The following is an 8,544-nucleotide window of genomic DNA, read 5'->3' as shown; positions in this document are numbered from 1 at the left end:
CGATATGTTTTGTTATTCGACTTGGTTTTATCAACCCAAGAAAAGCACTGAATTGGCGTATCTTCAAAGGCGTTTTGAATCAAATTCAACTCGACTAATTGATTCCCAATAACTTCACGGAGTGTTTTTTTCGGTGTTTCGATAGGCAATACCGGGAAACATAATGAAAAACCCAAAACGATGCGCATTGGCTAATCCTTTCAGCATAAAAACATCATCAAGTACACCTGATTTTTTCCACGGAAAATCTGCTTGAATAGCGGCCTTTTCTTCTTCGGCAAGTTCTTTAAATTTAAGTGAGAATGGCGGGTTCATTACAACACAATCACTTTTTGGCTCACTTTGATACAAGAAAAAACTCGTATTATGAATTTCAGCATCTGGATAATTATTGGCTAATGCCGCGCATGATTCCGCTTGAATTTCTACTGCAATAAACTTACTTGGTTGAATAAATTGCTCAAGCTGTCCACTGCCTGCTGCACCATCAAAAAACACTTGGATTTTTACCTAAGTACTTCTCAACTTTCCCAGCCAAAATATCGGCGAAGAGATTCCCCCGTGATGTACTCAGCGAACTTATTCGCTTTCTTTCGATTGTTATGCTCTTCAAAACTCATTCTTTGTACTCCACACCTAAATCTTCTAACCCAAAATAACCGCATGACTTGGTGCGATTCATAGCGCAATTTTCGTTTGCTATCGGAAATGGCAGTGGGTGGATTGCATGACCATTGCAGCGGAATCTATCTTCTGACCATTCGCCAACAAAAGCACTTACCGGTTCGCCATCCCATAAATCCTCAAGAGGTGCGCCACATTTAGGGCATTTGTAATTACTTCCCATCGTAACCACCTACTTTCTTGACAAAATCAAGACTTACTGAACGCATCACAAAATCTTCCATTGTTGGATCAAAGACTACGACCATTTGCCCTTTGCTATTCCCTTTGATTTCTTTTCCTGTTACAGGGTTGATAAATGCAATTCGACCACCTGTAATATCAATCACTTCATTTGCAACGTTGTGAATATGGTTTTGATACCACTGCGTTGATTTATCGTTATTGAGCAACATAACAACTGTATGCCCTATATTTCTAAGTTCGTTTGCTGCTTTTAAAAAATTGTGTAACATCTGAATAAGGCGGATTGACATAGAAATGCAGATGCTTGTAAGGATAAGGTGTTTTAGTGTCTAGAAAATCACTACCAAGCGGACTATTCTCTCCAATCCAACTTAAACAAAGAGAATTGTGCTCATTTGCGCAACCGTCAACTTCAAAATCAAATCGTTTATTCAGCCAATTAAATACATATTTAGGCGTTTGCCATGTATCTTTATCAAATTGTTGTTCTGTCATTGCAATGCCCTTTCATCATTGCCATCAAGCTATCGCGCGCCTTATCAGCCTTCGCTTTATCGTAAAAACTTGTTTTTACTGGAATCATCTTCGGAATTTCCTCAAAGGAAAATTCGACCGCACTTTTTCTGCAGCTTCTGTGAGTAATTTTGGAATAGTTTCAACGTGTCCTCTTCCGATTTTTTCTTGCACTTTTCGTACAGATTTTTAAGCAACCAAAATTCCACTTTTGAACGATATTGAAATTCATCCCGATTGAATCGGCATAGCCTAAGAAAGTTTTATAACGTTGGTATAATTCTGCTTCGTTCGGTAAACCCAGTGCGTGATAGTCTTGAAACTTTGCATGCTTGAATAAATTCGCCTACACTTGGTAAATAACCATTTGGCTTAGCACGCATTTCCGCCATACCTCGTTTGACTTGTGTTTATTTTTGTAATTCCATTTTCAGCAAAGCCTAAAATCCACTGGCGTTTTACTACCTGCAATCGCTCTGGGTAAGATTAAGCAATTGAGGACAACTTGCGCAAAGCTGGTCGAACAACGTATCAATAAATTTCTCCGCTTGTGGTGATACGCCTTGATGCAATGATTGATTAGTTAATTGGTTCACAGTACATTCTCCCAGTCTTCAGGACGATTCCATGGCAACGCGTTTTTTTCTTCAAACTCATTTTTTTGCGCTTGGGATGTTCGCAGTTTCTCATCACGCCAATCCCACGATGCGTTAAATCCCTGCCAGTTGCGTTCGATGCAAATCTCCACCGCTTCACAAATCGAAATTCCCGCTTTGTCCGCTTGTTTTTGCAGACGGTTTAGCTGTGTTTGATTAATTACGCCTTTTTGGCTTTGCGGTGCGCAATAAAATCTTCGGCAAGCTGACCGACGATTCCAAATTCAGCAAGCAAGGCAAGCGATTTTTTTTGCGTAGTTTTTTATTATTATGATCAGTAGTATTTTTATAATTAGTATTATTATTTGTCGATTTATTTCCGAGTTATCTCGGATCTGTTTCCGAGTTATCTCGGATTTATTTCCGAGTTCGGGTTGTTTATTCGGATTTATTTCCGAGTTTGTCTCGGATTTGTTCAGGCTTAAACTCATTCCAAGATTTCCCTTTTTCAGTCAGTCTAATTAGATCTTTATCACCATGCTTACCCTGTTTTAAGTAAACAATTAATCCTTTCTCGTTAAGCTCGAAAAATGACGGTAAACAGTGTCTCCGGTCTTATAAAATAACGGTAGTTCTTCAATGACTTTTGTTACGAGATACCCAGTAATAAACTACACCATCTACAACAACTTCTTCCGCCCAAGACGAAGCTTGATTAAGCAAATCAAACAAAGCTGCTTGATTAGCATTTAAGCCCCATTCAAGGCTTTTTTGATTGTTTATGTAAGTGCTAAAGCGCATTTTCTACCACCTTAGTTCCCTTTCTTGAATTGCAGGAACGGCACATTGTTTGAAGATTTCCAGCGTTGTTTCTCCGCTTTTGATTCCGGGTAAATGTGATCACAAGTTAAGTCAAGGTGAGTTCCGCAAGATACGCAACGGTATTTATCCCGTTCGAATACGCGCTTTCTTAAGCTATGAGAAATAGTCTTTTTCTTATATCCAACCTCTTTTTTCTGTGAATTTACTCGATCTGTAACCAACCCTAATTCTTCAGCGATCATGTCCAACAAGCCGCCGCCTTTCCCGTCACCCCAATTCCAAAGGGTTTCTATGGCGTCGGCATATTCGTTCGCCATTTCTTTGATTAATGACTTTGCTTTAGCTTCCGTTATAATTCCAACCTTTTCTAAAGCGTCATCCAAGACATCTGAACTTAATCCAAAATTTGATAAATTTTCATTTGTTGGATGGGTGTTAAATCTGTAACAAACTACAAGCGCTTTTAATTCCTCTTCGCTCAAGCGCGCAAGTGTTCATCCACAACGAAATTTGGGAATATGAAAGCGTTATTCATGCCGCCTCCAACCAATACTGAGCAACACGTTTTCCGCTTGGCACGGTAATCATTTTGCTGATGATGTTGTGACCACGTTTTTTAAGGTCGTAGATACGAGCGCCAAGACGTAAGCAGTTAAAGCGCTTTTCTGCGTCTAAATGCGTTAATCTCTCGCCGTTTTTGAGTGCTTTTAAAATCTGTGCTGATTGTGTTTGACTTGTTTTTTCGTTTGGATTAATATTTTCCATAGAAATAATTCCTATACTGAAATTGCCTCGGTGTCCGCCGTGGCTTTTTTATTTCTTGTGTAACACAATCGCACATTCAATCGAATGTTGTGTTGCAGCCAAATGTTTACTCAATGCTTGAAGGATTTTGTCTTCTTCTTTCGAAGTGATTTCACCGTCTTCTAACGCTGTTTCTAATACAGCAAATAACAAGCCTCGAGCGGAAAGCTCGTGCAGTTGTAAATTGGCAAGCTCAACCTTGTCTAATTCATCCTCTGCTACATCTGGTACAAAACGACCACCTGCTAAACGGCATAATTCATCGATAAAATCAGTGCATCCATACTCAAGCTGAAGTGCGATCAGTTCTTCGTTTTTGAATCGTTGGCCTTTTGTTTGATATAGGCGATTGTTTAATTCCGCCTCTGAAAATCCGAGAAATCCCGCCACCGCACTTTTGCCACCTGGCACTTTCTCGATCATCTCTATAATGGTTTTTTTCATTGTCATAATTTCCCGTCCTTTTTTATGGTTTTCTTTTGCGCCAATATGAGTAAATTAGTTGTCAGTTAAATTTGCTAAGGAATGTAAAATCTGCTTTTCAGTAACCTTGCCTTTTGTAGCCTTAACGATTCGCGGGATATACTTAGCGTTAATACCGCCACCATTAAGCCAAAAGCTGACGGAAACCTGAGAAACTCCGCATTCTTGACTTAGCTTTACCTGAGAACCGCAAATTGAAATTGCTTTTTCGATTGCCTCGTTCTTCATAGTCCACCTTTAATTAAAATTCTTATACATAATATAAGATACATTATACATTGTAAAGGATTTCTTATTTGATTTTATATAAGTTTATTTATAGGATTGGGAGATTAAGGAGAGTTTTATGAATACACTTGCTGAAAGATTGCAGTTTGCAATGGACAAAATGGGTAAAAACCAAGTTGAATTAGCCGCATTAGCTGGGACATCACAAGTAACGATCAGTAATATTTTGAACGGAGTTACAAAAAGCCCTAGAAATGGGTTGCAAATAGCCAAGGCTTTAAAAATTTCGCCGGAATGGCTCTTGAATGGCACAGGAGAAATGGCACAAACTCAAATAGAATCAAACGTAGCCGAAACAGGTTCATTTGATTTGTGGGATCGTAATACGCCATTAAACGATGACGAGGTAGAAGTTCCGCTTTTCCAAGAAATCCGCTTAGCCGCTGGAAATGGTTTTGCTGATGACATTATGGATTACAACAACTTCAAACTACGCTTTTCACGCGCCACATTAAGACGGCAAGGCGTACAGTATGAAAATGCGGTATGCGTGGTAGCAGACGGCAATTCAATGGAGCCAGTTATTCCAAACGGCGCGACCGTCGGTATCGATACCGGCAATAAGACTATTCGCGATGGCAGCATTTACGCCATTAATCACGGCGGGCTATTGCGGATCAAACTGCTCTACAACATGCCAAACAATCAAATAAAAATCCGTAGCTATAACACTGACGAGTACGACGACGAGATAGCCGATCTCAACGAAGTATCTGTAATTGGTAAGGTGTTTTGGTACTCGGTGTTGTTGTAGCGGTGGAGCATAGGAGTTATTGTAAAAATATAAGGACATCTATGATTAATGAACTTAATATCACGCATTATAGAAAGCTAAAAAATATAAGATTGGAATTTAAAACCAGGAATAAATCTTATTTCTGGTACAAATGGAACTTGTAAAAGTTCTATATTGCATATTATTAGCAATTCATTTCAAGGCGTAACCTCAGACTCTGAAGAGCTAAGAGAATGTTTATCCATTATTACCAGAATAAATCAATCAATAAATCCTAAAATAAATAACCTAACAAAAGGCGATAATAGATACAACGATCCTGCTCCAGGGCAACAAGGTGAACTCTATAGGGTTCAATATAATAATGGTTATGCTTTAGGCTTTAGACGACATAATGCAAGAAGTACATCTCGATACTCACTTAAGCCTAAATATGCTACACCTGGAGAATCATTACCTGAAGCACCGGTAATCTATCTAGGACTTACTCGCTTAATTCCTATCGGTGAGTTAATTGATGTTTATGCTAATATTCGAAAAATACTTCCAGAGGATTATCAAAATGAGATAATCCAAAAATATAAGGAATTAACGGGTATTCCAATAAAAAATATTTCAACACACGAGATTACAGGGTTAAAAAGACGCGGGGAATTTGAAACAGATCTAGAAGGAATTGATTCGAACACAATCTCCGCAGGTGAAGATAATTTATTTGTTATATTAAACGCTTTATACTCTGCCAAATATTATTCATCTGTTACGGAAAAGAAACCAAGTGTACTACTTATAGATGAAATGGATGCTGGACTACACCCATCATTACAATTTAAATTGTTAAATCTATTAAGAGAATTTTCAAGAAATTTTAATATACAGATTATATTTACAACACATAGTCTATATTTGATTGATAAAGCATTAAAAGCTAAAGATAACATTACTTATTTAATGAAATCTGCCAATCATTCAGTTTCTATAATGCCAAACCCTGATATTTTTAAAATCGAAATGCATTTAAATAGTGAAACGAGACAGAATTTATATAAAGATAAGAAACTTCCTATATTTTCAGAAGATAATGAAGCAAGGGTGATGATCAATCTTATCTTTGATATATTAAGCGAAAAAGATCAACAATTCGCATCTATTCGACATTATTTCCATTTAGTTCAGATGAATTCTGGTTGTGAAAATCTAAAAACCTTATTTAAAGACGAAGTTCTCACAGCAAATACACTAAAAGCTATTTGTATTTTAGATGGCGATAGCAGAACTCACGAATTAAAACATAATATTATTAGTTTACCTGGACAAGTCAGTCCAGAAAAGCTCATATTCCAACATTTGAGTGAGTTGCTTTCTAAAGAAATTTATAACGAGTTTTGGTGTAATGAATATATTCAGCAAGAAGGATACTCTTTTTGAATGGGCTAGAGATAATATTTACCCCAAATCATCAGCTTTAGCTTCTGCCTATAACAGGGAGCAAGCTAAAGCATTGTTTAATGACCAGAATTATCGCTGCTTTTTTTACAATAGTGATGAAAGATTGGCTTCTTCGCCATTGGGAGGAGAGGGAGATGAAAGCGTTTATTAAAGATGTAAATATTCTTTTTCTATAAGCTCGCTGATTATTATGGCATCAATACATCTCGCTGGCCACGCCTTTAATTTTAGTATAGAATATCTCAATACTAAAATCATTAGTAAGAAAAAATGTTACATACCCCCCTACGCTACCCAGGAGGCAAAGCTAAATTTGCCCCAGTAATTAAACAGATTATTGAAAAAAATAATCTTCATGGACACTATGTAGAACCCTACGCTGGTGGGGCGGGTGTTGCCTTGGATTTACTCTTTAGTGGCTATTGTACCGATATTCACATCAATGATTTAGACTTAGCCATCTACTATTTCTGGAAGTCTATTACCGAGCAAACCGAAGATTTTATCCGCTTGGCCAATGATACCAAAGTAACCATTGAAGAGTGGCACAAACAAAAAAACATACTCAAAGAGAAAGAAAATATCTCTCCTTTAGAGTATGGTTTTGCAGCATTCCTTTCTTAATCGCACCAACCGCTCGGTATTTTGAAAGCAGGTGTTATTGTGGACTAAATCAAACTGGCAATTACAAACTAGATTGCCGTTTTAATAAAGCGGATTTAATTCCGCGAATAGAAAGAATTGGTAGTATGGCCAACAAAATTCACGTTACAAACTTTGATACTGAGGAATGGCTTTCTACGCTTGATGATAACATTCCTGCTAACTCACTAATTTATCTAGATCCACCATACTATGAAAAAGGGCAAGGGCTTTATCGTAACTATTACCAACATAAGGACCACGTTGCTATTCAAGAAAAGTTGGACAAGGTAAAAATGCATTGGGTTGTCTCTTATGATAATCACCCAAACATTAGAGAAATTTACCAGCAATACCGCCAAAGTGAATACGCGCTGAATTACTCAGCTATAAAAAGATGAAAGCGACTGAAATTGTTATTTACAGTGATAATCTTATCTTATGACCGCCCTAGTGGCGGTTTTTTATTAACATTTAAACTCCGCAATCAACTCCTCTAGGCACAATCCTCTCCTGCTCATTAGCGCGTACAATCCTCAACTCTTCATCTACGCGCGACACTATCTCATTAATCCCCAAGCTATTAATCCCTTCACAATTCAGCGAGATTAGCCATTTTTTAAACTCTTTTTTCATAATTCGCCCTCCTTATCGGCAGGGTCATAATAAACCAACCGTAATTTAAACCAATTATCGCCACCAAAACTTGCGATCTGCATCGCAAAAATCACAAAAATACACTTCAAAATACAAACTTTACTTTATGACTGGTTAAAAAATAAGCGATCAAATGCATTTCTTGAAAATTTATTTCTTTAAAAATCAATCAAATATAAGAATATTTATATTTTTATATAAAATCCTATAAGAAATCACTTTACAATGTATAAGATATCTTATATCATACACCCATCAAAACGAGATACACATAAACAAAGATCTCGCCGCTCTTTAAAAATCAGATTACAAGAAGTTTACTCATAACGGCATTATGCGGTCGTGTAGATTAAAAGCCCTACCCTACATAATGAGAGTAAACGGAATACCCACTGAAAGATGAGACCAGTGAAAAACTGACAGTTACAGAAAGTCTAGTCGCAGTGGGGAAATATCTCAAAGCACATTTGAAGTACAGAGACACAACGGCACGTGAAACCGTTGCGAATGATAGAGAGAAGTGTGCTTTGAAATGGCAAACATAAAACAAATGAGGTTAGCCGAGCATGAGTGCTTAAAACTTATGCAACCTATAAAATTGGTTCCTTAGGTTTGCCCTCCGTAAAACGAGGGCTTTTTTATCCCGAAAAATTACCTTACAATCAAAGTATTTTTTAATATATA

11 protein-coding genes and 4 pseudogenes are annotated in these 8,544 nt (G+C 37.3%); 4 read left to right on the top strand and 11 right to left on the bottom strand.

All coding sequences use genetic code 11. The annotated features are described in order from the left end of the window. From DX522_RS12000 to DX522_RS11405, 10 genes and pseudogenes are all read right to left on the bottom strand, one after another. Positions 1-620: pseudogene (locus tag DX522_RS12000) on the bottom strand (N-6 DNA methylase); the annotation flags it as partial. Beyond that, positions 617-847, bottom strand: a complete 231-nt coding sequence (locus DX522_RS11445) for a hypothetical protein (RefSeq protein WP_115180832.1) — start codon at positions 845-847, stop codon at positions 617-619. The gene DX522_RS11445 and the pseudogene DX522_RS12000, both read right to left, overlap by 4 nt. Further along, a pseudogene (locus DX522_RS11440) lies at positions 837-1,365 on the bottom strand (phage N-6-adenine-methyltransferase). Before DX522_RS11440 ends, DX522_RS11445 begins: the two are co-directional and overlap by 11 nt. Continuing rightward, positions 1,346-1,979 (bottom strand): annotated as a pseudogene (locus tag DX522_RS11435) (replication protein P). Before DX522_RS11435 ends, DX522_RS11440 begins: the two co-directional pseudogenes overlap by 20 nt. Then, positions 1,976-2,301 (bottom strand): annotated as a pseudogene (locus DX522_RS11430) (helix-turn-helix domain-containing protein); the annotation flags it as partial. The pseudogenes DX522_RS11435 and DX522_RS11430, both read right to left, overlap by 4 nt. 314 nt (positions 2,302-2,615) lie before the next feature. Then, positions 2,616-2,780: a hypothetical protein gene (locus DX522_RS11920; RefSeq protein WP_262054253.1), complete on the bottom strand. Its 165-nt coding sequence runs from the start codon at positions 2,778-2,780 to the stop codon at positions 2,616-2,618. Beyond that, complete coding sequence (locus DX522_RS12110; protein WP_115180861.1) at positions 2,770-2,883, bottom strand: HNH endonuclease; 114 nt, start codon at positions 2,881-2,883, stop codon at positions 2,770-2,772. Before DX522_RS12110 ends, DX522_RS11920 begins: the two co-directional genes overlap by 11 nt. Before the next feature lie 449 nt (positions 2,884-3,332). Next, positions 3,333-3,566, bottom strand: coding sequence for a helix-turn-helix domain-containing protein (locus tag DX522_RS11415; RefSeq protein WP_115180829.1), 234 nt, complete (start codon positions 3,564-3,566; stop codon positions 3,333-3,335). A gap of 48 nt (positions 3,567-3,614) precedes the next feature. After that, positions 3,615-4,055: a YmfL family putative regulatory protein gene (locus DX522_RS11410; protein WP_115180828.1), complete on the bottom strand. Its 441-nt coding sequence runs from the start codon at positions 4,053-4,055 to the stop codon at positions 3,615-3,617. Positions 4,056-4,103: 48 nt separating this feature from the next. Continuing rightward, entirely contained in the window at positions 4,104-4,316 is a 213-nt protein-coding gene (locus tag DX522_RS11405) for a YdaS family helix-turn-helix protein (protein ID WP_012771334.1), read from the bottom strand. A gap of 118 nt (positions 4,317-4,434) precedes the next feature. Between DX522_RS11405 and DX522_RS11400 the strand changes: the two genes are divergently transcribed. The 4 genes from DX522_RS11400 to DX522_RS11905 all read left to right on the top strand — a co-directional run bounded on the left by DX522_RS11400 (position 4,435) and on the right by DX522_RS11905 (position 7,604). Then, positions 4,435-5,130, top strand: a complete 696-nt coding sequence (locus tag DX522_RS11400; protein WP_115180827.1) for an XRE family transcriptional regulator — start codon at positions 4,435-4,437, stop codon at positions 5,128-5,130. A gap of 156 nt (positions 5,131-5,286) precedes the next feature. After that, positions 5,287-6,540, top strand: a complete 1,254-nt coding sequence (locus DX522_RS11395) for an AAA family ATPase (protein ID WP_262054251.1) — start codon at positions 5,287-5,289, stop codon at positions 6,538-6,540. Positions 6,541-6,831: 291 nt separating this feature from the next. Continuing rightward, on the top strand, positions 6,832-7,185 hold the full coding sequence (locus DX522_RS11910) for a DNA adenine methylase (protein ID WP_262054250.1): 354 nt from the start codon (positions 6,832-6,834) through the stop codon (positions 7,183-7,185). Then, complete coding sequence (locus DX522_RS11905) at positions 7,104-7,604, top strand: DNA adenine methylase (protein WP_262054249.1); 501 nt, start codon at positions 7,104-7,106, stop codon at positions 7,602-7,604. The genes DX522_RS11910 and DX522_RS11905 overlap by 82 nt, the downstream gene beginning before the upstream one ends. Before the next feature lie 73 nt (positions 7,605-7,677). Here the strand turns inward: DX522_RS11905 and DX522_RS11900 are convergent, their stop codons facing one another. Further along, positions 7,678-7,839 (bottom strand): hypothetical protein, encoded by a 162-nt coding sequence (locus DX522_RS11900; RefSeq protein WP_262054248.1) that lies wholly within the window; start codon positions 7,837-7,839, stop codon positions 7,678-7,680. Positions 7,840-8,544 lie beyond the last annotated feature (705 nt).

It is taken from the genome of Haemophilus parainfluenzae (genome assembly GCF_900450995.1).
GTDB classification, from domain to species: Bacteria; Pseudomonadota; Gammaproteobacteria; order Enterobacterales; family Pasteurellaceae; genus Haemophilus_D; species Haemophilus_D parainfluenzae_O.
This window is presented reverse-complemented; position numbering and strand designations above follow the sequence as displayed.

What these genes read in the sequence shown, in the direction of transcription:
- DX522_RS11445 (WP_115180832.1), bottom strand. Translation starts at nt 847, where the DNA reads ATGGGAAGTAATTACAAATGCCCTAAATGTGGCGCACCTCTTGAGGAT.
- DX522_RS11920 (WP_262054253.1), bottom strand. Translation starts at nt 2,780, where the DNA reads ATGCGCTTTAGCACTTACATAAACAATCAAAAAAGCCTTGAATGGGGC.
- DX522_RS11415 (WP_115180829.1), bottom strand. Translation starts at nt 3,566, where the DNA reads ATGGAAAATATTAATCCAAACGAAAAAACAAGTCAAACACAATCAGCA.
- DX522_RS11410 (WP_115180828.1), bottom strand. Translation starts at nt 4,055, where the DNA reads ATGACAATGAAAAAAACCATTATAGAGATGATCGAGAAAGTGCCAGGT.
- DX522_RS11405 (WP_012771334.1), bottom strand. Translation starts at nt 4,316, where the DNA reads ATGAAGAACGAGGCAATCGAAAAAGCAATTTCAATTTGCGGTTCTCAG.
- DX522_RS11400 (WP_115180827.1), top strand. Translation starts at nt 4,435, where the DNA reads ATGAATACACTTGCTGAAAGATTGCAGTTTGCAATGGACAAAATGGGT.
- DX522_RS11910 (WP_262054250.1), top strand. Translation starts at nt 6,832, where the DNA reads ATGTTACATACCCCCCTACGCTACCCAGGAGGCAAAGCTAAATTTGCC.
- DX522_RS11900 (WP_262054248.1), bottom strand. Translation starts at nt 7,839, where the DNA reads ATGAAAAAAGAGTTTAAAAAATGGCTAATCTCGCTGAATTGTGAAGGG.